The organism is Phenylobacterium sp. (assembly GCF_013822795.1).
Taxonomy (GTDB): domain Bacteria; phylum Pseudomonadota; class Alphaproteobacteria; order Caulobacterales; family Caulobacteraceae; genus Phenylobacterium.
This window is the reverse complement of the sequence record NZ_PNLB01000001.1, coordinates 224890-247943: the sequence shown is the minus strand read 5'-3', so window position 1 is coordinate 247943 and position 23054 is coordinate 224890. Positions and strand designations below refer to the sequence as shown.

Below are 23054 nucleotides of genomic sequence, written 5' to 3'. Positions count from 1 at the left end.
TGCCGAGCGCCTCGCCGTCGCATGGACCATGCACGGCCAACCTCGGCCTTTGCATAAAGACCCCGCCTTGACCGGGCGCTCATCCGAACATCGGCAAGATAATGCGGCCTGCGCCGCCTAACCTGCCGCTAGAACCGCCATCGGAGCCCGTCAAAGTGCCGCTGAAGCCCGTCGCCCTCGCCCTCCTCCTCCTCTGCGCCGGCGCCCCGCAGGCCTATGCTCAGGCCGCCCCTGCCCCGGCCGCCGCTGCGGCCGCCGAGAGCTTCGTCACCCGTCACACGGGGACCTTCAACGGCCAGAAGGTGAAGTACGTCGCCACCGTCGGCGAGACGGTGCTGCGCAACGCCGCCGGCGAGCCGACGATCCGCTTCGTGACCACCTCCTATGTGCGCGACGGCTTGAAGGACAAGGCTTCGCGGCCGGTGGTCTTCCTGTTCAACGGCGGCCCCAGCTCGGCCTCGGCCTGGCTGCACATGGGCGCCTTCGGGCCGCGCCGGATCGCCCCGCCGCAGGACGTGACCGCCGAAGTTCCCACGCCTTACAAGGTCGTGGACAACGCCTACTCGCTGCTCGACGTCGCCGACCTGGTGTTCGTCGACCCGGCCGAGACCGGCTTCACCCGCGTCCAGCCGGCCGGCAAGCGCGCCGACTTCTACCAGGTCGACGGCGACGCCCGCTCGGTCTCCGGCTTCGTCGAGACCTGGCTCAAGGCCAACGGCCGCGAGGCCTCGCCGAAGTACGTCCTGGGCGAAAGCTACGGCACGATCCGCGCCGCGGTGATGGCCGGGCAGCTGGCCAAGACCACGCCCCTCGACGGGGTGATCCTGATGGGCCAGGCGGTGAATATGATCGAGACCAGCCAGCGTCCCGGCAACCCCGTCTCATTCGCGACCAACATCACCGCCCTGGCCGCCGTCGCCGCCTATCACGGCCGCGCCGACACCGGCGGCAAGACCATCGCGGCCTTCGTCGACGAGGCCTATGCCTTTGGAATGAATGAATATCTCCCGGCGCTTGTGAAGGGCCAGGACCTGCCGGCCGCAGAGCGCCAGGCCATCGCCCGCAAGCTCCAGGCCTTCACCCGCATCAGCGCCGACTACTACCTGACCCACGACCTGATCATCTCCAAGGTCGACTTCGTCAGCGAGCTGCTCAAGGACAAGGGCCAGGTGCTGGGGATGTACGACGCCCGCTACGCCGGGCCCGCCGCCGCCCCCGGCGCGCGCCCAGCCGATCCGTTCGGCAAGGTCTCCGACATGGTCAAGCCGAGCCTCGACGCCTATCTCGCCGGCGAGCTGAAAGTGACCTGGCCGATGGCCGAGTACCGCTCCTTTGCGCCCGAAACCCTGGGCTGGGGCTGGTCGCCGACCAGCGGCATCGGCGGACCGTTCAACGACTTTGATTATCAAGCCAATTTCGGCCTGGCCCTGAAGGCCAACCCGAAGTTCCGGCTGATGATCGGCACCGGCTATTACGACACCACGACCACCATCGGGCCGGCTCGTTACCTGAAGGCCCACGGGACGCTGCCGGCCGACCGCGTGGTGCTGCACGACTACGAAGGCGGCCACATGGCCTATACCAACGAGGACGCCCTCAAGGCGTTCAGCAACGACGTGCGGGCGTTCGTGACGGGGCGCTAAGCGCCCCGTCCACACGCCGTGTCGGGCACGCCCGGCACGCGCTTCCACTGATAGATCTCGACCTCTTCGGCGCGCGGCAAGTAGCTGATCGGGAAAGTCTTTCCGTCTCGCGTGACCTGCAGCGTCAGCTGCAGCTGCGGATCGCCCTGCAGGGCGTCCAGCGCCTGGCCGTAGGTCACCACGTCGCCGTTGCGCAGCCCGGCCTTGGCCGCCTCGGAGGTCGGCTGCAGGTCGCGGATCGTCTTGACGTCGCCGACCAGCGACTTGGGCTCAAAGCCCAGCTCGAAGCGCCGGACCTTGCCGATCGTGCGCGTGAAGCACGGCCCGAAGCCGTCGACCTCCGGCAGCATCAGCCCGCCCGCCAGCATCGCCGCGTGGGTCTTGGCCCCGGCCGCGCCGAGCTCCTTGTCCAGCAGCGCCAGCCAGTCGGCCTCGCCGGTCGTCTGGCCGCGGCGGTTGCGCTCGACCATCTCGATCACGAGGTCGTCCACCGAGCGCTTGCCGCCCGAGGCCTTGCGGATCTGGCCGTCCAGCACCGCGAAGTACATCGCGCCGCGGTCATAGGGCAGCACGCGCACACGGGTGTCCTCCCAGAAGCGCGGGGCGATCTGGTCGTTCGGCGTGTCGTTCAACGGGTTGGAATAATAGCGCCGCGCCGTCTCGTTGAGATCGGCCAGGTAATCGTCAGGCGTGATCAGGCCGGCGCGCATCGGCAGAAGCGCTTGATAGAAAACAGCATTCCCTTCGCCGAACCACTGCCCCGGGCCGTCGACCGACGTCCAGGTGTGGATCATCTCGTGGGCCAGGGTGCCCTTCAGCGCCTCGCCCGATCCGGTCTTGCCATAGGTGGTCAGGAACGAGTTGGTCAGCGCCGCCCCGCCGCCGGCGTTGATCGGGTTGTAGCGCAGGAACACCCGGTACGGCGGCTCGCTGGGATCGCGGAAGAACTTGATCATCCAGGTGTGGAGCTGGTGGGTCCAGTCCATCACCGGGGCCGGATCGAACGGGGGCGTGCCCAGCCAAACGGCCGAGAAGCCGCCCTTGGGGACTTGCGGATAGCGGTGCATCGGTCCGGCCATGAACACCGTCGACATCAGCCGCCCAGCCGGCCCGACACCCAGCGAGACATCGCCGTCGCCGAAACTCGAGGTCGCCGCCGAACCCGGCAGTTGCGACAGGTCCCAACGCAGGCTGATGTCGTAGGCCTGCTGGCCTTCGGGGATCAGGACGAAGGTGTTGCCCACCCCCGACAGCCCACCGCCCTCGGTGCGCAGCTGATAGGGCGGACCCGACCCGCGCTTGGGCGGGGTGTTGTCGATCGGCGCGCGGTAGCTGACCGTCAGGTCGCCCTTCACCGCCCGTCCCGGGATCCAGTGGCGCGCATAGGCGATAGCCACCGGATCGTCCTTGAAGGTCAGCGGCACCTCGCCCGCGGCGTCGACGGCGCGCAGGTTCTGCAGGGTCGTGGCGACGGTGGCGGTATTGGCGATCACCACCGGCAGGGCCAGCAGCGGCTGGCCGGCGGCGGCGTCGACGCCCGAGAGCTTCAGGGTGACGTCCAGATGCCCCTGCTCGGCGTCGGCGGCCAACGGGCCGGGCGCCAGCAGCACCTCCATCTGCGGCGCGGCCAGGGCCGCAGGCGCGACGCTCGTCAGGGCCAGCGCGAGGAACAGCCGCTTCATTGCGCCGCCGCCTTCAGGTCGTCGCGATAGACGACCCCGCCCTTCATGACGAACTTCATGCGCTCGAGCTCCGTGATGTCTTGCAGGGGGTCCCCGGCCACCGCCACGATGTCGGCGTAGCGGCCCGGCTGGATGGATCCGACGTCGCCGCTCGCCCCCAGCAGGTCGGCGGCGTTGCGGGTGGCGGTGAAGATGGCGTCTCCGGGGCTCATCCCCTCCCCGACCATCACCGCGAATTCGCGGGCGCTGCCGTCATAGGGAATGAGACCGCTGACGTCGGTGCCGAAGGCGATCTTCACGCCGGCGCCATGGGCGCCGCGGAACATCCGGCGGATGGTCGAGACCATGCCCTGAGCCTTCTCGGCCGGCGACGGACCGCCCAGAGCCGGGCGCTTGGCGACCATTTCGGCGACCAGCTGCGGCACCAGCACCGTCGGCACGAGGTAGGTCCCGTGGTTGCGGTAGAGCTTGAAGCTCTCGGCGTCGCCGTAGGTCCCGTGCTCGATGGAATCCACGCCCAGCCGGATCGAGGCGTCGATCGCCGCCTTGCTGTGCGCGTGCGCCGCGACCTTCATGCCCAGGGCGTGAGCGGTGTCGACCACGGCCTTGATCTCGGCGTCGGTCATCAGCTTGGCGTTCGGATTGGTCGAGTCGCCGGGATTGCCCACCGCTCCGCTGGGCAGGATCTTGATCAGGTCGGCGCCGCGCCGCTTGTGGTCGCGCACCTCGCGGATCGCCTCATCGGCGCCGTCGATGACGCTCGCGCCCCAGCCGTCGTTGTGCCAGCTTCCGTCGATGTCGTTGCGCGGATCGGTCGGACCGCCGGTCGGCCCCAGGTACTCGAGCGACACCCACATGCGCGGCCCCTCGATGTCGCCGCGATTGATCGCCTTCTTGAGCGCCAGGTCGGTCCCGCCGTCCGCGCCGACATTGCGGATGCTGGTGAAGCCGCCCATCAGCAGCTTGCGCACCGCGCCGACGCCGCGCAGCGCGTCCTCCAGGTCCGAACCGGTCAGCCGCTCGGCCATCCCGCCGCGGCGATAGACGACATGGGTGTGGGCGTCGATCAGGCCAGGCAGCACCGTAGCCTGCGACAGGTCGACGACCTGCGCCCCCTGCGGGCGCACGAAGCCGGGCTCGACTCCGACGATGCGGTCGTCGCGGATGAGGATCGACACCTGGCTGCGCGGGCTAGCCGACACCCCGTCGATCAGGCGGCCGGCATGCACGACCAAGTCCTTGGCTTGCGCCGCGGTCGCGAACACCAGGGCCATGGCCGCGCCGGCCATCAGGCGCGCCAGGTTACGCATCGCCGTTCGCCGCCTGGTACAGCGCCCAGGCGCTGGCGAGGTCCTGCACCACGTGGCCGAGGGACTTGTAGATCGTCACCTGGAACGGATTCTGGCGGCCTTCGAGGTCGCCGGCGAACACCTGGCCGATTTCGCCGACCACGTGGCGCTCGTCGATCAGGCCGGCCTCCTTGGCCTTCAGATATTCCGCTCCCTGGGCCAGCACGCCCTCGCGGCTGTCGGCGATGAAGCGGGCGCGCACGACCAGTTCGTCGTCGATCTCGACCGGCCCGGCATAGCTCGAGCCGACCACATTGACGTGGGTCCCCGGCGCGACCCAGGCGCCCTTGAGGATCGGCTCCTTGGCGGCGCTGACCGTGCAGATGACGTCGGCCTGGGCGACCGCGTCCTTGGCCTCGGCGAAGGCCGTCGCCGGCACGCCGAGTTCCTTGCCGATGCTCGCGGCGAACGCCTGCGCGCGGTCCAGCGAGCGGCCCCAGACGGTGATCTGCTCCAGCGGCCGCACCTGGGCGATGGCCCGCGCATGGGTCGCCGCCTGTTCGCCATAGCCGAGCAGCGCCAGCCGGCGCGCATCCGGACGGGCCAGGGCGTCGGTGGCCGCGGCGCTGGACGCGGCGGTGCGGATGGCGGTCACCTCGCCGGCGTGGACCACGCAGGCCGGCGCGCCGGTCGCCGGGTCGAACAGCACGATCAGCCCCTGGTGCGACTGGCGGCCCTTGGCGAAGTTCTCGGGATAGACGCTGATGACCTTGGCCCCGAACGGGGCGTCCGCGCCCATCGCCCCAGGCATTAGGCCGAACATCCGTCCCTCGGCGAGCGGGATGATCGAACGCAGCAGCTGACGCGTCTGGCCGGTCGAGAACGCGATCATCGCCTCTCGGACGATCGGAATGCAGAGCTCGTAGGTCAGCCGCTGGGCGACCTCCTGGCGGTCGATGACCCGCATCAGGCCGCCGCCGCGCGCTGGCGTCCCGAGATCGCATAGTAGGCGACGCCGATCGCCGCCCAGACCGCCAGCGCCGCATAGGGCGTCCAGTCGGCCGAGAAGCCCAGCACGGCGACCACCAGCGAGGCCGCGCAGCCGGCATAGGCCCAGCCGACGGTCGCGCGCTTGGACAGCTTGAAGCGCGCGCCCTCGTAGATCTCCGGATGCTTGCGCACCACCACGGTCGCGGCGATGCAGGTGGCGGCGTATTTCAGCAACGTCGGGATGTTCACAGCCAGGAACAGGCTGGTCAGGTTCATCGGCGCCAACAGGCCCAGGCACGTGGCGCCCAGGATCGTCAGCAGCGCCATGTGCGGCGTGCCGTGCTTCTCGTGCACCTTGGCCAGCGCCGCCGGCAGCATGCCTTCGCGGGCCATGGCGAACAGGCTGCGCGAGAAGCCGAGGTAGAGCGAGTTGATCGACTTGGCGATGGCGATCACCGCCGCGCAGACGATCAGCGGCTTGGCGACCGGGCCCATGAACGGCGTGGCCGCGTCGAGCAGCGGGGTCTCGCTCTTGGCCAGCGCCTCGGGGCCGATGACGCCCATCGCGACCGCCCCGACCATCAGGTAAAGCACCACCGCCGTCAGGATCGAAAGGCCGATGCCGAGCGGGATAGTCTTCTTGCTGTCCTTGACCTCATCGCCGATCTCGGTCGCCGCCTCGATGCCGAAGAACAGCCCGATCAGCAGCGGGATCGCCGCCAGCATCCCGGCCGTCCCGTTCGGCAGGAACGGTTCGAACTGGGCAGCCTGCACGTGCGGCGCGCCCCAGGCCGAGAAGACGATGAACAGCACCACCAGCGCGCCCATCAGGATCACCTGCAGCCGCGCGGCCAGGCCGACGCCGAAATAGTTGGCGAAGAAGAAGATCACAAAGGCCGCCAGCATGGTCGGCTTGGTCGGCAGCGGAATGACCATCGACAAATAGCGGACCATGACCAGCGCCAGGATCAGCATGGCCCCGACGTTGGAGACGATGCGCATCCAGGCGATCAGGTAGCCGACGAACGGGTGCACGAACCGCCGCGACCACTCGAACGACGCGCCCGAGGTCGGCAGGGCCGAACCCATGAACGCGTAGGTCATGGCGATGACGAACATCGGCACGGCGGCCACGACGACCGCCAGCAGCATGCCAGGACCGGCCAGCGCTGTGGCCGGGGCGATGACCGAAAAGATCGCGACGCCGACGGCGGTGCCGAGGCCAAGCGCGACCACGGCCCAGAGGTCGACGCCCTTGTGCATGCGGGCGGTCTGATCGGTCATAGGGTCTTCCCGGTAGCGTCTCGATAGAGCCAGGCCGCCGCGGCCAGATCCTGGGCGGCGTGGCCGAGCGACTTGTAGAGGGTGATCTCGTCGGCGCGGGTGCGGCCCGGCCGCGCACCGGCGAGCACTTCGCCGATCTCGGCGGCGATGTTATCGTCGCCGACCAGGCCGGCGGCCTTGGCGCGCAGGAACTCCCCGCCATGCGCCAACACGTGCTCGCGATGGTCGACGATGAAGCGGCCGGCGGCGACCAGGTCGCCGGCGATCTCCGCCTGGGCCGGCCCGCTGGAGCCGACGACGTTGACGTGGGTTCCGGGGTCGACCTGCGCGGCCGAGAGGATCGGATCGACGGCGGCGGTGACCGTGCAGACGATATCCGCCCCGGCCAGGGCGACGTCCATCGGCGCGGCGTGGGCCTCGATGCCCAGCGTCGCGGCGAGTTGGGCGGCGAGCGCCTGGGCCTGCCGGTCAGAACGGGCCCACACGCGGATCTGGCGCAAGGCGCGAACCTGGGCGATCGCCTGGGCGTGGGCGGCGGCCTGCTTGCCGGCCCCCAGCAGGGTCAGGACGGCGGCGTCGGGACGGGCCAGGGCGTCGGTGGCCACGGCGCTGGCCGCCGCGGTGCGGATGGCGGTCACCTCGCCGGCGTCGGCGAGGCAGACCGGCGCGCCGCTCTGCGGGTCGAACAACAGCACCACGCCTTCGTGGGCTTTGGCCCCATCGGGGCGCTTGAAGACGCTGACGAGCTTGGCCCCGAACACGCCGCGGTCCGACATCGCCGCGGGCATGATGGCGAAGGTCTTGCCCTCGCCCCAGGGCAGGAAGCTGCGCAGCTGCTGGCGAACCCGTCCATCGGACAGCGCGATCATCGCCTCGCGGACGACCGGGATAGCCGCCGCGAACGTCAGCCGGGCGCGGACGGCGTCGGCGTCGAGCACGACCAGGTCGCCAAGATCATCCTTCGCCAAGCTCATGTCCTTACGCCCCGAAATGCGTGACGGCGCCGGCCCGTGGGTCAGACCAGCGCCGCCTGCCGCGCGCGGACGAGAGTGTTCCGCGCGACGGTTTGGCCCGGCTTAGAACCGCGCGTTCAGGCCGACATAGTACCGCCGGCCGAGGATGTCGCCGTAGTTCCGGGTCGGGAACGAGGGCTGCTCGTCGGTCAGATTGATGACGCCCGCGCGCACCGTGTACTTGTCGAAGGCGTACTGCGCCGAGATGTTGTGGCGGTAGTTTTCCTTGATCTCGGGGGTCGGGGTGCTCTCGATGGTGTCGAAGCTGTTGACCTTGGCCTCCGGCAGGTAGTGCAGCGAGTAGTACAGACGCAGCGGACCGTTGGAGTAGGTGGCGTCGAAGTCGACCACCCAATCCGGCTGACGGGTGGTGCCGTCGTAGCGATTGACGTCGAAGCCGGTGACCGATTGCTCGAAGCGGGTCGTGTGGGTGGCGTCGACCGCCAGCTCCAGCTCGCCGTAGTCCGCGTCGTTGAAGAAGCGGCCCACCGGGAAGCGGTAGTTGACGTTGTAGGTCTCGCCGCGGAACGCCACGGTACCGGCGTTGAAGGTCGTCGACAGCGCGGTCGCAATGGCGCCGGTCGAGTCGCGGGTGAAGGTGCCGCAGATCTCGGCCGACGGGCTGGTCGAGTCATAGCAGGCGGCCATGAAGTCCTGCGGCATGAACGGCGACAGACCATCCGTCAGGTCCACGTCGATGCGGTCGACCACGATGGTCAGGCCGGGCACGAAGGTCGGCTGATAGATGAAGCCGATGGTCTTGGTGTCCGACAGTTCGTTCCGCAGGTTCGGGTTGCCGCCCGAGGTGACCAGGGTGTTCGAGAAGTTCTCGGACGGGTTCTGGAACGTCGCCAGCGGGCCGAAGCTCGGATTGGCGGCGAACAGCGCCTGACAGTTGGCCAGACGCACCGCCGGGTTCGGACCCGAGTTGATGCGGTCGGCGTCGCAGGGGTCATTGCCGGCGTTGGACAGATCGGTCCGCGAGGGCGCGGCCAGTTGGTCCAGGGTCGGGGCCCGGAAGTTGCGGCTGCGCGAGCCACGGATGGTCAGGCCCTCGAAGATTTCCCAGCGCAGGCCCGCGCCCCAGATGTTCTCCGAACCGGCGATCGAGTGCTTCACGCGGCGATAGGCGCCGTCGAACTCCAGCGAGCGGACGCCCGGCAGAGTGAAGTCGCCGCCGAAGATCGGCACGAGCAGTTCGCCCGAGAACTCGTCGGTGTTGTAGGCCGCCTTGGTGGCCGAGGTGGCCACCTGCGAGCCGACGATGCCCTGCTGGTTGGCGACGAAGGGCGTGTACTTCGCCTCTTCACGGCGGTGCTCGTAGGCCGCGCTGAACTTCACGGCGCCGGCCGGCAGGTTGAAGATGTCGCCGCCGATAGTCGCCAGGTAGTCGTCCTGGGTGTTCAGGTAGTCCTGGCCGATCGGCGCGGTCAGGTACAGGCGGTTGGCCTGGGTGACATTGCCGACGCCGAACGGGTTCAGCGGGGTGCAGGCCGCGTCGTCATCGGCCGTGCTGGCGTTGGCGTTGACCGCGCAGACGATGGCGCCCGAGCTGTTGCGGACGGCGTTGACGGCCTTGTTGAAGCGCGAAGTGATCACGCCCCAGCCGGTGCTCTCGCCGTCGGTCTCGGCGCGGCTGGCCGAGAGGCTCCAGTAGAAGTTGCGATCGGCGAAGTCGAAGTCGCCGTCGAGCGAGACGACCGCACGGGCCGTGTTGGTGGTGCTGACGTTCTCGCGCGTCGGCAGCAGGTCGGTCCAGAACTTGGACACGAACAGCGGCGGACCGCCTGCGCCCAGCGCCGCCGACATGGCCGGCGTCAGGAACGGGTTGGTGCGCGACAGCGCGATGGCGCCGGCGCCGGACGCGGCGTTATTCAACACTGTGTTGCTGGCCTGCTGGCCGTAGGGGTCGCGGCCTTCGACCTTGGCGTACATGAACTCGCCCGACAGGCGGACATTGTCAGTCAGGTCCACGTGGCCGATGACGTTGCCGACCCAGCGTTCGATGCCGACCTGCAGGGCGGCTAGTTCCTGGTACGGCAGGCCGTCGCCGCCGCTGGTGAACGGCGGGACCGTCGGGTTCTTCAACGCGCCGACGTCATAGAAAATGAAGGCGTCGCCCGTGGCGTTGCTCTGGATCGGCTGGCCGGCGACCGCGCCGATCTGGCTGGCGAAGGGCGGCCCGGCGCGCGAGATCACGCCGTTGGCGTTGAAGGTCACGAAGCGGGTGTTGAGGTTCTCGACCAGCGCCGGAATGCCGTCGGTCGGCGTCCGGTTGGCTGGGTTCGACACGGTCACGCGGCCGAGGTTCGTGCGCGGCCGGTCGTAGTCGAGAAGCGAGTCGGTCTTCGACCACTCCAGGTTCGCCGCAATGTTGGCGCGGCCGTCCAGGAAGTTCTTGCCCGCTGTCGCGCGCAGCGCCTGGGTCGGATAGTCGTCACGCGAGGAGATGCCGTACTGGGCGTCTAGCTCCAAGCCCTCGAAGCTGTCCTTCAGGACGTAGTTGACCACGCCGGCGATGGCGTCGGAGCCGTAGACGGCCGCGCCGCCCGCTTGCACCACGTCGATGCGCTGGATCAGGCCGGTCGGGATGATGTTGGTGTCGACCACGCGGTCGCCCAGGCCATCGACGCCGCTCACCGCCCGCGATTGCGAGGTGGTGACCATGCGGCGGCCGTTGACTAGGGTCAGGGTGCGCCCAGCGCCCAGGCCGAACAGGTTCGGGAAGGTCTGGCCGCTACCGGCTTCGTTGCCGGTGCCGTCCGCGATCGCGAACGAGGGCACGTTGGAGCTGATCTGGTTCAGCATATCGCCGACCTGAACCACGCCGCGATCGGTCAGCGTCTGCTCGGTGACCACCGAAACCGGCGCCGAGGTTTCGGTCTCGACGCGGCGGATGCGCGAGCCGGTGACGATGATCTCTTCGACCGCCACGTCGTTCTGGGCGAAGGCGGGCTGAGCCGCCATCGAGGCTGCGATCGCCAGACCGCCCATCATGCTGGTGGCGAGCATGCGCCCGCGAACTGACTGAACCATCTTAAATCCCCCTTTTGTCGCGGAGCCCCTCCGGCTCCGACGCGACCCGCCGCTCCCCGTTCGGGGCGGGCCGCAAAGTCCGCTTTTGCGTTGTGGCGCTTGTGGAAAAGCTAGGCGCCGCAACGCGGTTTTTCTTTTCGTTCTTCAAACCGACGCCAAAGCGTCGCAGATTGTTTATGCGCCCGGCGACATGCCCCTGCATGGCCGATGCGGCGCGGGCAGACGAGGCGCACAAGGCGGCCATCAGGACGGCCGATAGCGGCGCAGGGCGTCGGCGAAGCGGCCAAGCGCCCGGTCAAGCTGCTCTGCGTCGCCACCGAACCCGATCCGCACATGCCCCGGCAGGCCGAAGAACTCGCCGGGCGCGACGGCCACGCGATGCTCGCGCCACAGCCACTGGGCCAGGGCGTAGGTGTCGGCCACACCAACCACCCGTGGGAAGTACATGCAGCCTTGCGGCGGGACGTCGCCGGCCAGCAGGCCCTCGGCGATCATGCTGGCGGCGTGCCGCTCCAGCACCGGGCGCGTCCGCGCCAGCAGGCCGCGCCAGTAGTCGTCGAACGGGGCCATATCCTCCAGCACCCGCGCGGCGACCGCATGCGATAGCTTGGAGACCCCGAGGTCGCCCTGCTCGCTGGCCGCCAGGATCGCCTTGATCTTGTCGGGCGACGCGATCGCCCAGCCGCACTTGAGCGCGAACAGGCCCTGGACCTTGGTCAGGCTGCCGACGCTGATGATCTCCGGCGAATAGGTGGCCGCGGCCGGACGCGGCCCGGCGAAGTCGCCGTAGACCTCGTCGATCACGATGCGCACGCCGCTCTTGCCGGCCAGGGCGGCCAGAGCCAACAGCGTCCCCTGCCCCAGCGCCGCCCCGGACGGGTTGTGCAGGTCGGTCAGCAGCACCAGCCGCGTCTCCGGCTGGATCAGGCTCTCCAGTTCGGCGGTGTCGATGGCGAAGTCCGGCGCGCGGCGGGACAGATAGCTGATGCTCGCCCCCGCAGCCGCAGCCAGGCCCGGCAGAAGGTCGAAGCACGGCGTCTCGACGATGATGTGGTCGCCGGGCCGCACGAAAGCGCGGATCGCCAGGCCCATGGCGCTCGTCGCGCCCGTGGTGCAGAGCACGTTGGCCGGCTGCACGCCGTAGCGGCCGGCGACGGCGGCGGCCACGAAGCGGTTGCCGTTCGCGAAGACGCTCTCGTAACGATCGGTGATCTCGCCGCCGAACGCCCCGCGCACCACCTGCGCCAGCAACTCGGTCGGCTCACGGATGGTGGAGTCGTAGAGCACCGCCGCATCGGGCGCGGCGGCGATGTTGCGCATCATCGTCCGCACCCAGTTGGAATAGTCCTCTGGCGGCGGCACGTGCGTCCCCTCAGCCTTGGGCGACTTACTCGGCATGTTCACTTCGTCGCCCCCAAGGCGCTGCCTGCGCCGTGCGGCGACAGTTGCTGACTATGGAGTGAGCCTATTCCGCCACATGGGATTATCTTGCCTTACTCGGCCTTGACATCGTCGATAGCCGCATCCGCTATGCGCCCATATCGAACCAAGGACATAAGCTATGCCCGCCGAGCTCGACGCCATCGACATGAAGATCCTGGAGCTGATGCAACGCGACGCATCGCTCTCGACCGCCGAACTGGCCGAACGGGTGGGCCTGTCGCAGTCGCCCTGCTGGCGCCGCATCCAGCGCATGCGCGAGGAGGGCTACATCAAGGCCCAGGTGGTGATCGTCGATCGCGAGAAACTCGGCTTCAAGATGCAGATCTTCGCCCAGGTGAAGATGACGACCTTGAGCGACGAGGACCGCGCCAAGTTCCACAAGGCCATCAACGACATCCCCGAAATCCTTGAATGCTATACGGTTTTCGGGGAGATGGACGCCATGCTCAAGATCCTGGCGCCGGACGTGATCTGGTATCAGGACTTCATCTTCTCGACGCTGCTGAAGCTGCCCGGGGTCATCGACGTCCGTTCGATCGTGACCCTGACCGAGTCCAAGAGCACCACCGCTATCCCGATGCGGGCGCGCAAGTTCCGCTGATCGCCCCAACGGCGCATGAGTAATGCAGCGGGTAGGCTCGACGTCGCATAATCCAAGCCGCCGCGGCGACCTTCGCCGTGGAGAACGACAAGAAAATCCGCCGGCCGAGCCATAGCGTTTCGAGCACGGCCGGCCATGGCCGCAAGAGTGCGAGATCACCATGAAGCTGACGCGCCGCGCCCTCGTCGCCGCCGCCGCCACGAGCGGGGCGCTGGCCCAGTCGGCCGCCGCCGCGGCCCAGGCCTCCCCAGCTCCTGGCCGGCTGCCGGCCAAGGACGCTTTCGCCAAGATGCCGTTCACCTATCTGGACGCCGGCTCGACCCACCCGATGCCGCTGGGCGCACGCAAGGCGCTGGAGGAGTACCTCCGCTACAAGACCCAGGATGGCACGGTCTCGAACTACAGCGTCGGGGCCAAGGAAACGGCGATGATCGCCAAGTTCGGCAAACTGGTCGGCGCCGCGCACGACGAGCTGTCACTGATCCAGTCGACCACCATGGGCGAGAACCTGGTGATCCGTGCGCTCGGCATCCCCGAGAGCGGCGGGCGGATCGTCACCGACGCCCTGCACTTCTTCGGCTCGTTCTACACCTACGGCGAGCTCGGCAAGGCCGGCATGGACGTCGTCACCCTGCCGATGACCAAGGATGGCCGCATCGACATGGGGCAGATGGCGGCGGCGGTGAACGACCGCACCAAGCTGGTCTCGATCAGCGCCGTCTCGACCACCAACGGCTTTGCGCACGACCTCAAGGCGGTCTGCGACCTGGCCCACGCCCATGGCGCCTACGTCTATGTCGACATGGTCCACGCGGCTGGGATCTCGCCGATCGACCTGCGCGCGGCCGGCGTCGATTTCGCCGCCGCATCTTCCTACAAGTGGCTGATGGGCGATTTCGGCCTGGGCTTCCTCTATGTGCGCAAGGAGATCCAGGACAAGGTCAAGCGGCCGTGGTGGGGCTACCACCAGGTCAACGCCTTCAAGTCGCACGTCTTTCCCTACGACGAACCCGGGCCCGGCGCGGCCACCTACGGCATGTCGCCCGACGCGGCCGGCAAGTTCGCCATGGGCACCACCTCCTGGACCGGCGTCGTGCAACTCGACTACTCGCTGGGCCTGATCAAGGACCTCGGCGTGCCGGCCATCGAGGCCGCACGCCAGCCGCTGATCAAGGCCGTCCAGACCGAACTGCGCGGCCGCGGCTACCAGCCGATGACCCCGCTCGACTCCCGCACCGCCCTCGTCGCCTTCGCGCTCAAGGACGCACGCGCCAAGCTGGGCGACCTGATGAAGGCCGCCAATATTCGCCTGACCGTCTCGCAGAACCGATTCCGGGTCTCGCTGGCGGTGTTCAACGACATGAACGACGTCGACCGCCTGCTGTCGGCGCTGCCACGGACCCCGCCCGCCTGATGAAGACCAAGACCCTGCTGGCCGCCGCCGCGGCCGCCCTGGCGCTCGCCTCAAGCGCCGGGGCCCAGAACGCGCCCCCGGCCCTGAACCTCACCCTCGCCCCGCATCAGAGCAGCGGCGCGGTCGACAAGGTCGCCGTCACCCTCAAGCTGCAGGCGCCGGACGCCAAGCCGGGCGAGCCCTTCCTGCGCCTGCCGATGGTCTTCGCCTCGGTCGAGACCCAGCGCTACGAGGCCGCCCAGATCCAGGTGACCGACGCCAAGGGCGCGGTGCCGCTGGTCCAGAAGGACGATCCGGCCGACCAATCGAACTTCATGTACTTCCGCCGCTGGCAGGTCGCGCGCCCGACGCAGGGCGACGTCACCGTCCGCTACACGGCGAACGCCGCCGCGTTCCGACCCAAGCTCGGCTCCGGCCCGCCCTTCGACCTACGGCCTGAGGCCGGCGGCCTCAACGGCGCCGGCGTGACCTTCCTGGCCCTGCCCGACAACAGCCGCCCCTACAACCTCGGCCTCGACTGGGACCTCGCCGCCATGCCGGCCGGTTCGCGCGGCGCCCAGAGCCTCGGCGAAGGCCAGCTGAAGCTGGTCGGCCCGGTCGATCTGCTGGCCCACACCTTCTATATGGCCGGCCCGATGAAGAGCTATCCGGAGGCCTCGAGCGGGCAGCCGTTTGCGATCTACTGGCTCGGAACTCCGCCGTTCGACGTGCCGGCCGTGGCCAGCTGGACGGAAAAGGCCCGAACCGCCATCGCCACCTTCTTCGGCGAGCCGGGCAAGTCCTATCGGGTGTTCTTCCGCCACAATCCCTATCCGGGCACGGGCGGCGCCGGGCTGATCAACTCGTTCATGTCCGGCTTCGGCGACGATCCGCCCCCGACGGTCGACGGCATGCGCCACCACCTGGCGCACGAGATCGTCCACAACTGGCCCGGCAGCCTGGACGGCCCGAACGGCGTCGTCTCCTGGTACGGCGAAGGGCTGGCAGAGTTCTACTCGGCGACCATCCCCTGGCGCGCGGGCCTGATCTCGACCGACGACTTCCTGGCCCAGATCAACGAGCGGGCGCAGAGCTACTACGGCAACCCGGTGCGCACCGCCCCGGCCAGCGAGATCGCCGCCAAGTTCTGGAGCGACACCCGCGTGCGCAAGCTGCCCTACGACCGCGGCGCCTTCTACATGGCCATGGTCGACGCCCAGGTTCGCGACAAGTCGGGCGGCAAGCGCCGGCTGGACGACCTGGTCAAGGCGATGATCGCCCGGCGCGAGGCCGGCCAATCCCACGACACCGATGCCTGGCTGGAAATGGTCACCGCCGAACTCGGCCCGCAGGCGCGTGACGAGCACGCCGCAATGATGGCCGGCGCGCTGCTGGTCCCGCCGTCGGACGCCTACGGCCCCTGCTTCAAGCGCGAAGCCGCCAGCTTCCGCGCCTTCGAGCTCGGCTTCGACAGCGCCTCGCTGACCTCCAGCCCCCGGATCGTGAAGGGCCTCGTCGCCGGATCGCAGGCCGCCATCGCCGGCGTCCGCGACGGCGACGAAGTGACCGAGGCGGTCGTGCTCGACGCCGTGCAGGCCAAGGCCGACCAGACCATCACCCTGAAGATCCGCCGCGGCGGCATGGATCTGACGATCACCTACCTGCCCCGCGGCCAGGCCCAGGACGGCTACCGCTGGACCCGCACGCAAGTTCCGGACAGCCAATGCGCCATCTGATGTCGGCCGGCCTCGCGGCCCTGCTCCTCGCCTCGGCCGCCGCGCCCGCCCAGGCCGCGCAGGACCCGGCCCCGGTCTCCGCTGCGCCGCGCGTCTTCGCCAGCGATCACGCGGGCGTCTTCATGGGCAAGAAGGTCGCCTACCGCACGACCCTGCAGGAGACGATCCTGAAGGGCGCGAATGGCCAGCCCGCCGCCAGCCTGTTCAGCTTCTCCTATGTCGCCAAGGGCGCGAAGCCCGACCGCCCGGTGGTCTTCGTGTTCAACGGCGGGCCCGGCTCGTCGTCGGTCTGGCTGCACATGGGCATGCTCGGTCCGCGCCGCATCGCCATGGCCGATCCGGTCAAGCCGCCGACGGTTCCGCCCTTCGCCCTGGAGGACAATCCCTACTCGCTGCTCGACGTCGCCGACCTAGTGTTCATCGACCCGATCGGCACCGGCTACAGCCGCCTGCTGCCCGGCGGCAAGGCCGAGGACTTCTACGGCGTCACCCAGGACGCCCGCGCCACCAGCGAGTTCATCCAGGGCTGGCTGACCGCCAACGGCCGCTGGAACTCGCCGAAGTTCCTGATGGGCGAGAGCTATGGCACCGTTCGCGCCTCGGTGGTCGCGACCAACCTGATGGGCGGGCCGATGTCGCCGGCCGGCGCGCTGGGCGCCACGACGCTGAACGGCGTCATCATCCTCGGCCCCTCCTTCGACATGAACCGCGGCGGCGGCGCCGGCGACGACCGCGGCGCGCTGACCAGCCTGCCGACCATGGCCGCCACCGCCTGGGTCCACCGCAAGACCCCGCAGGCCGGGCGCACGCCGCAAAGCGCGGCCGACGACGCTCGCAAGTTCGCCCGCGATGTCTACCTGCCCGCGCTCTACGTCGGCGAGGACCTGCCGGCCGCCGAAAAGGCCAAGGTCGCCGAAAGCCTCGCTGCTTTGACCGGGCTGCCCGCCCAGGCCTGGCTGGACGCCGACCTGCGCATCTCGCTCAGCAAGTTCGGGGAGCTGCTGCTCAAGGACCAGGGCCTGCAGATCGGCGCCTATGACGGCCGCTACACCCTGCCGCTGGCCGCCAGCGGCGGCGATCCTGTCGCCGACGATCCGGCCATGGGCCAGTACACGCCCTCGTTCGTCGCCGGCCTCAACCAGTACGTCGAGCAGGACCTGAAGGTGAAGGCGCCCTCGACCTATCAGTCGATCGCGTTCGCCGACGTCAATTCGCGCTGGAACTGGGGGGCCGGGCCCCGCAACTACGCCGAGGATCTGGCGACCGCGATGCGCCGCAACCCGGCGCTCGGGGTGTTCGTCGGCTCGGGCTACTACGACCTCGTCACCACCTTCGGCGCAGCCGAGGCTGTCGCCCGCCACTCGGGCCTAGCGCGCGATCGGCTGACCATGAAGGTCTATCCGTCCGGGCACATGCCCTATCTGGGCGACGACAGCGCCCGCCTGCTGGCCGCCGACATCCGCAACTTCCTCGCGGAGCGTTCGCGGCCTTAGGCCAGCAGCCGGCGCACCGCAGCCTCAAGCGTCAGGCGCGCGCGGGCGGGGTCAAGCCCCTGCTCGCGCCGCAACCGCGCCCAGCTTTCCCAGCTCAGCAGCAGGTCGAGGCTCTCCACCGTCAGCGGATCGACGCCGGGCGGCAGCTCGCGCATCAGGATCGCACGCAGCGCGGCCACCAGCCGCTCGCTGCCGGCCTCCAGGAACCGCGAGCGATGCCGCAGCACGTCTGAGGCGCGCTTGAACGGCGCGATTTTCTCGAACACGGCCGCGCGCCGGGCGACCAGCTCGACGACGCGCTCGCGCTGATCGGCCGACTTGAACGGCTGGTCGACCGCGGCCTGCATCTCCTGCTCGATCGCCTCGGACATCTCCGAATAGAGGCTGTCCATGTCGCTGAAGTGCCGGAACACGGTGCGCAGGCCGACGTCGGCGCGTTCGGCCACCTGCTCGGCGCCGGGCGAGACCTCGCCCTCCTGGATGATCTCGAGCATGGCCGCGACGATGCGGGCGCGGTTGTCCTCCCCGCGCCGTCGCCGTCCGTCCGCCGACCGTTCCTGACTCAAGCGCCTCGCCCCCGCAGTCTCTCTGCGCCCTGACTAAGGCCTGCGGGGATCAAGCTCCAGGGGCGAACAGCGTTTCGCAGCCGGTCCCGGCCAGCAACGCGTCGACCGCGCCGCGCGCGCCAGGGTCCAACCGCCCGTGCGACTCGCGCAGCCAGCGCAGGCACTTGGCCTGGTATGGGAACGGCTGCTGGCTCCAGGACCGTCCCTCGACCACCGCCTCGACCTGCTCGGCGCCGGCCATCACCGCCCGCGCGTTAGCCAGCATCACCGGCGCGTAGCCGCGCCCGATCTCGGCCAGCAGCGGCGCCAGGGTCGGCGGCGGCGCGGCGGGCGCGATCCAGTCGCCCTCGCCCGGCTCCAGGCCCGAGAGGTCCTCCATCAGCCCGACCCAGGCCGCCACCCGGGGCGCGGCCCGCAGGGTCAGGGCCATCGGCGTCGGATCAAAGGCCGCCAGCTGGGTTAGCTGTCCAAACACCGCGAAGTCGCCCGCCCCGGGCCGACGGCCGAGCAGATAGGGCCAGTGGCGCAGATGCGCCTCGAACGCGTCGAGGAACCGCTGGTAGCTCGCCTCGATCAGCGGCCCGGTCACCAGGTTGGAGCCGACGTAGCGCAGCCGACCGATCTGGCGCTCGGCGAACTGCCGGCCGCGCTCGGCGAGCTCCTCGTCGGTGACGCAGAAGCCGCGCCAACAGGGCAGGATCGCCGCCGACTTGGCGATGTCGGGCTCATAGGCCCAGCGGTAGTGGAACATGGCCTTGGTCAGCCACTCGTCGGCGAAGTCCTCGATCAGCTCGTCAAGGAAGGCCAGGGCCGGATCGCCTGGGATCAGGCTGCGCCCGCCGTGTTCGCGCTCCAGCCGGCGGATGATCGGACTGGAGTCGGTGACCGCCGCCAGCTCGCCGTTCTCGTCAGGCAGGTAGAAGGTCGGCAGCAGCGAGACCTTCGGCTGCGGCAGCCCGGCCAGCGCCGGCCCCGACGGCGGCAGGAAGCGGTAGGGAATGCGGCGGTAACGCAGCACCGCCAGCATCTTGCGGGTGTAGGGCGAACCGGGCGCGCCCGAGAGCGCGATGGGGTCCTTCATCTCGAACGCCTCCTATCGGAAGATCGCCAGGCGGTTAGTGTAGCGAATATCGTCGGTCCCGGCCGGCAGGCTGATCAGGTCGCCGTCGTGGCCGACCCGCAGCTGGCCCGAATAGAGCTTGCGCGAGTCCCCCAGGAACGGCCCCTCCAGCGCTCGCACCGGCAGCGGCGGAATGATGTGGGTCAGCAGCAGGTAGCGTGCGCCTGAGCGCTCGGCGATCCGCGCCGCATCCTCCGGGGCCGCGTGATACGACAGGATGTCGTGAGTGATCGCCGCGAGGTTGGCGCGCCCATGCTCGGCAGCGGCCTTATTCTGGATGGCGACCAGGTTCGGGGCCAGGGCCTCGTGCACCAGCACGTCGACGCCTTTGGAGGCCGCCTCGACCCGCGGCGAGACGGCGGTGTCGCCGCTGATCACCACGCTGCGGCCCTTGTAGACGAACTTGTAGCCGACCGCCGGTTCGACCGGCGCGTGCTCGACCGGGAAGGCCGTGACCTTCAGGTCCGGCGTCTCGATCAGCACCACGTCCGGGCCGTTGCGCGTCGCCTCGAACGGACGGGCGCTCCCCCCGAAGCCGCTCGGCGGCGTGACCTTCTCGCCGTGGTGGGCGATGCGGTAGCCGCGGTCGATCAGATAGGCGTCCTGGAACCCGGCCACGACCTTGTCGACGCCCAGCGGGCCATAGATCGGAACCGGCGCATCGCGCCCGCCGCCGGCCCAGCGCTGCAGCATCAGTTCGCCCAGGTCGTCGATGTGATCGGAATGCAGGTGGCTCAGCAGCACCGCGTCGACCATGCCGGGCGGCAGGTTCATCAGGGCGAGGTTCTTCGTGCCCCCCGCCCCGGCGTCGATGACGAACAGCTGGCGGCCGGCCAGCACCACCGTACAGGGCCCGGCCCGCCCCGGATCGGGCATCGGCGAGCCCGAGCCGCAAAGCCCGACATGCAGGCCGTCGGGCAGGTCCGAATAGGGATCGGGAGCCATGGCCTTGTCGAAGATGCGCTCCATCCCCGCCACGGCGATCTGGCCGCGGAAGGCCCACGCCGCGAGCGTCGCGACCACGACCGCCGCCGACACGGCCAGGCCGATCTTCCATCCACGCGCCATCGCGTCCCTCCCCTGCCTTGACCGGCTCGGATTATAATGACACGCATAGTGTCATTAGTTTCAACGACTGACTAGCCCCGAGGCCCCGATGCAGATCCTGCGCACTCCGGACGACCGTTTCGCCGACCTGCCCGACTGGCCCTACGCGCCGCGCTATCACCAGCTGACCGACGCCGACGGCACGTCCCTGCGCCTGCACTATGTCGACGAGGGCCCGCGCGACGGCGCCCCCGTCCTGCTGCTGCACGGCGAGCCGTCCTGGGCCTACCTCTATCGCAAGGTCATCGCCGGCCTGGTCGCCAAGGGCTGCCGGGTGATCGCGCCGGACCTGATCGGCTTTGGCCGCTCCGATAAGCCGGCCGAGCGCGCCGACTACACCTACGAGCGGCACGTCGCGTGGATGAGCGCCTGGCTGACCGACCTCGACCTGACCGGCCTGACCCTGTTCTGTCAGGACTGGGGCGGGCTGATCGGCCTGCGGCTGGTCGCGGCCATTCCCGAGCGCTTCGCCGGCGTCGTCGTCGCCAATACCGGCCTGCCGACCGGCGGCGGCATGACCGACGGCTTCAAGGCCTGGCTCAACTTCAGCCAGTCGATCCCGCAGATGCCGATCGGCATGTTGATCAACGGCGGCACGGTCCGCGACCTGTCGCCCGAAGAGGTCGCCGCCTACGACGCGCCCTATCCCGACGAGAGCTACAAGGAAGGCGCCCGCCAGTTCCCGGCCCTGGTGCCGGTGACGCCGGAACACGCTTCGGTCGCACAGAACATCGAGGCCTGGAAGGTGCTGGAGCGCTTCGAGCGCCCCCTGGTCACCGCCTTCAGCGACGCCGACCCGATCACCAAGGGCGGCGAGGCCCCGTTCCAGGCCCGCGTGCCGGGCGCCCAGGGCCAGCCGCACGTCACTCTGCCCGGCGGTCACTTCCTGCAGGAAGACTGCCCCGAGGCCATCGTCGAGGTGATCGGCGGGCTGATCGCCCGCCGCGGCTAGACGCCGGCTAGTTGTCCCACAGGATGTATTCGTCACTGGCCTTCTGAGGAACGCCGCCTGGCTTGTCGATCAGCACCGGCCCTTGCAGCAGCGAGGGCCAGATCGGCTTGACGCTCTGGGCGTCCTGGCGGGCGATCAGCTCCTTCAGCGCCTTGACCTTCTCGGGCTGGGCGGCGGCCATGTCGCGCTGCTCGGTCGGGTCGCTGGCCAGGTTGTAGAGCCAGGCCTTGTCGCGCGCACCGTTGACCTGCAGCTTCCAGTCGCCGTCGAGCACCGCCTTGTACTGGCCCGAGCGCCAGAACAACGTCTGGTGCGGCCGCGCCGGGTTCTTGCCCTGGACGTGCGGCAGCAGGTCGACCCCGTCGATCGGCCGGTCGGTCGGCAACGCCGCTCCGCCCGCGGCCGCCGCGGTGGCGAAGATGTCGATGTGCCCGACCGGATAGCCGTAGGTCGAACCCGGCTGGATCGCGCCGGGCCAGCGCATGAAGAACGGCGTGCGCACCCCGCCCTCGAAGAAGGTCGACTTGAAGCCGCGATAGGGCTTGTTGACGTCCGGCAGCCCGACATACCCAGCCCCACCGTTGTCGCTGGAGAAGATCACCAGCGTGTTCTCGTCCAACCCCTCGTCCTTCAGGGCCTGGAGGATCTTGCCGATGTTGGCGTCGAGGTTGCGGGTCATGGCGCCGTAGACCCGCGTGCGGTGGTCCTTGATCTGCGGTAGCGCGTCGTAGTCGGCCTTGGTGGCCTGCAGCGGCGTGTGGATCGCGTTCGGCGCGAAGTAGAGGAAGAACGGCCGGTTGCGGTTGGCCTTGATCGCCTTGACCGCCTCATCGCCCAGATAGTCGGTCATGTAGCCGCGCGGCCGGAACATCGGCGAGCCGTTGAACTGCACGCCATACGGCAGGTTCGGCCAGAGGAAGCGATCGATGGCGTCCCAGTCCTGCTTGGAGTTGACGACGTTGGGGTCCTTCTCCGGCAGGAACATCGAGCCGCCGGCGATGAAGCCCAGGCTCTCGTCGAAGCCCTGGTCCTCCGGGCGCGAGCCCTTCTTGCCGCCCAGGTGCCACTTGCCCAGATGGACGGTGTGATAGCCCTTGGCCTTCAGCACCTCGGCGATGGTGATCTCGCTGGACGGCATGCTGAGCTCGTTGACCGCGGCCGGATTGCGCGCGGTGCTGCCAGGCGGCATGTCCTTGATGCGGTCGGCGAAAAACTTCGGCTTCACGATCGCGCCAGGCTCGGCCTCGGTGCCGACCATGCGCTCGAACGCCACCGGCGCGGGCGTGAACTCGAACCCGAAGCGGGTCGGATAGCGGCCGGTCATGATCGCCGCCCGCGAGGGCGCGCAGGTGGCGTTGCCGGCGTAGCCCGCAGCGAACACCACCCCCTGCTGGCCGATGGCGTCGATGTTCGGCGTCGACACCGCGCCGTTCGCCACCCCGCCGCCATTGATGGTGATATCGTTGTAGCCAAGGTCGTCGGCCAGGATGAACACGACGTTCGGCGGCCGCTCGCCCTCGGCCGGCGCCTGCGGACCCTGGGCCCAGGTCACCGCGCGGTTGTCCTCGACCGGCGGCATCTGCGCGCGGGCGATCATCGACAGGATGGTCGTGCGATTGGCCGCCGCCAGCCCGGTCCCGGCCGCCAGCACCAGCACCGACGCGCCCAACCACTTCCAGCGCCGCTTCATCGTCGCCTCCCGATCT

General features: G+C 69.3%; 17 protein-coding genes. 6 read left to right on the top strand and 11 right to left on the bottom strand.

Annotated elements, in window-relative coordinates:
* Positions 1-155: 155 nt before the first annotated feature.
* Positions 156-1643, top strand: coding sequence for a hypothetical protein (locus C0481_RS01150; RefSeq protein ID WP_293399726.1), 1488 nt, complete (start codon positions 156-158; stop codon positions 1641-1643).
* On the opposite strand, the gene C0481_RS01145 is transcribed toward C0481_RS01150, so the two are convergent.
* From C0481_RS01145 to C0481_RS01115, 7 genes are all read right to left on the bottom strand, one after another.
* Positions 1640-3325 (bottom strand): hypothetical protein, encoded by a 1686-nt coding sequence (locus C0481_RS01145; protein ID WP_293399723.1) that lies wholly within the window; start codon positions 3323-3325, stop codon positions 1640-1642. The genes C0481_RS01150 and C0481_RS01145 overlap by 4 nt on opposite strands.
* On the bottom strand, positions 3322-4635 hold the full coding sequence (locus tag C0481_RS01140; RefSeq protein ID WP_293399720.1) for an amidohydrolase family protein: 1314 nt from the start codon (positions 4633-4635) through the stop codon (positions 3322-3324). Before C0481_RS01140 ends, C0481_RS01145 begins: the two co-directional genes overlap by 4 nt.
* Positions 4628-5581 (bottom strand): ornithine cyclodeaminase family protein, encoded by a 954-nt coding sequence (locus C0481_RS01135; protein ID WP_293399717.1) that lies wholly within the window; start codon positions 5579-5581, stop codon positions 4628-4630. The genes C0481_RS01140 and C0481_RS01135 overlap by 8 nt, the downstream gene beginning before the upstream one ends.
* Positions 5581-6888, bottom strand: coding sequence for an amino acid permease (locus tag C0481_RS01130; protein WP_293399715.1), 1308 nt, complete (start codon positions 6886-6888; stop codon positions 5581-5583). Before C0481_RS01130 ends, C0481_RS01135 begins: the two co-directional genes overlap by 1 nt.
* Positions 6885-7862, bottom strand: coding sequence for a hypothetical protein (locus C0481_RS01125; RefSeq protein WP_293399713.1), 978 nt, complete (start codon positions 7860-7862; stop codon positions 6885-6887). Before C0481_RS01125 ends, C0481_RS01130 begins: the two co-directional genes overlap by 4 nt.
* Positions 7863-7964: 102 nt before the next feature.
* A complete protein-coding gene (locus C0481_RS01120; protein WP_293399710.1) occupies positions 7965-10937 on the bottom strand; it encodes a TonB-dependent receptor in 2973 nt (990 codons plus the stop codon).
* Positions 10938-11180: 243 nt separating this feature from the next.
* Complete coding sequence (locus C0481_RS01115; RefSeq protein ID WP_293399708.1) at positions 11181-12335, bottom strand: pyridoxal phosphate-dependent aminotransferase; 1155 nt, start codon at positions 12333-12335, stop codon at positions 11181-11183.
* A gap of 163 nt (positions 12336-12498) precedes the next feature.
* Here C0481_RS01115 and C0481_RS01110 point away from each other — a divergent pair, with 163 nt between their 5' ends.
* From C0481_RS01110 to C0481_RS01095, 4 genes are all read left to right on the top strand, one after another.
* Positions 12499-12981, top strand: coding sequence for an Lrp/AsnC family transcriptional regulator (locus C0481_RS01110; protein ID WP_267233244.1), 483 nt, complete (start codon positions 12499-12501; stop codon positions 12979-12981).
* Between the two features lie 160 nt (positions 12982-13141).
* Positions 13142-14395: an aminotransferase class V-fold PLP-dependent enzyme gene (locus C0481_RS01105; RefSeq protein ID WP_293399702.1), complete on the top strand. Its 1254-nt coding sequence runs from the start codon at positions 13142-13144 to the stop codon at positions 14393-14395.
* A complete protein-coding gene (locus C0481_RS01100; RefSeq protein WP_293399699.1) occupies positions 14395-16110 on the top strand; it encodes a hypothetical protein in 1716 nt (571 codons plus the stop codon). The genes C0481_RS01105 and C0481_RS01100 overlap by 1 nt, the downstream gene beginning before the upstream one ends.
* Positions 16098-17603, top strand: a complete 1506-nt coding sequence (locus C0481_RS01095) for a hypothetical protein (protein WP_293399697.1) — start codon at positions 16098-16100, stop codon at positions 17601-17603. The genes C0481_RS01100 and C0481_RS01095 overlap by 13 nt, the downstream gene beginning before the upstream one ends.
* On the opposite strand, the gene C0481_RS01090 is transcribed toward C0481_RS01095, so the two are convergent.
* The 3 genes from C0481_RS01090 to C0481_RS01080 are packed head-to-tail and all read right to left on the bottom strand — an operon-like array spanning position 17600 to position 20357.
* Positions 17600-18169, bottom strand: coding sequence for a TetR/AcrR family transcriptional regulator (locus C0481_RS01090; protein WP_293399695.1), 570 nt, complete (start codon positions 18167-18169; stop codon positions 17600-17602). The two genes, C0481_RS01095 and C0481_RS01090, sit on opposite strands and share 4 nt — an antisense overlap.
* Positions 18170-18218: 49 nt before the next feature.
* Positions 18219-19250 carry a glutathione S-transferase family protein gene (locus tag C0481_RS01085; protein ID WP_293399692.1) on the bottom strand — a complete coding sequence of 344 codons (1032 nt, stop codon included), beginning with the start codon at positions 19248-19250 and terminating at the stop codon, positions 18219-18221.
* A gap of 12 nt (positions 19251-19262) precedes the next feature.
* Positions 19263-20357: an MBL fold metallo-hydrolase gene (locus tag C0481_RS01080; RefSeq protein ID WP_293399689.1), complete on the bottom strand. Its 1095-nt coding sequence runs from the start codon at positions 20355-20357 to the stop codon at positions 19263-19265.
* Positions 20358-20445: 88 nt separating this feature from the next.
* Between C0481_RS01080 and C0481_RS01075 the strand changes: the two genes are divergently transcribed.
* On the top strand, positions 20446-21348 hold the full coding sequence (locus C0481_RS01075) for a haloalkane dehalogenase (RefSeq protein WP_293399686.1): 903 nt from the start codon (positions 20446-20448) through the stop codon (positions 21346-21348).
* Positions 21349-21355: 7 nt separating this feature from the next.
* Here the strand turns inward: C0481_RS01075 and C0481_RS01070 are convergent, their stop codons facing one another.
* The gene (locus tag C0481_RS01070; protein ID WP_293399683.1) at positions 21356-23038 is read right to left on the bottom strand and encodes a sulfatase-like hydrolase/transferase; all 1683 of its coding nucleotides are present in this window, start codon (positions 23036-23038) and stop codon (positions 21356-21358) included.
* Positions 23039-23054 lie beyond the last annotated feature (16 nt).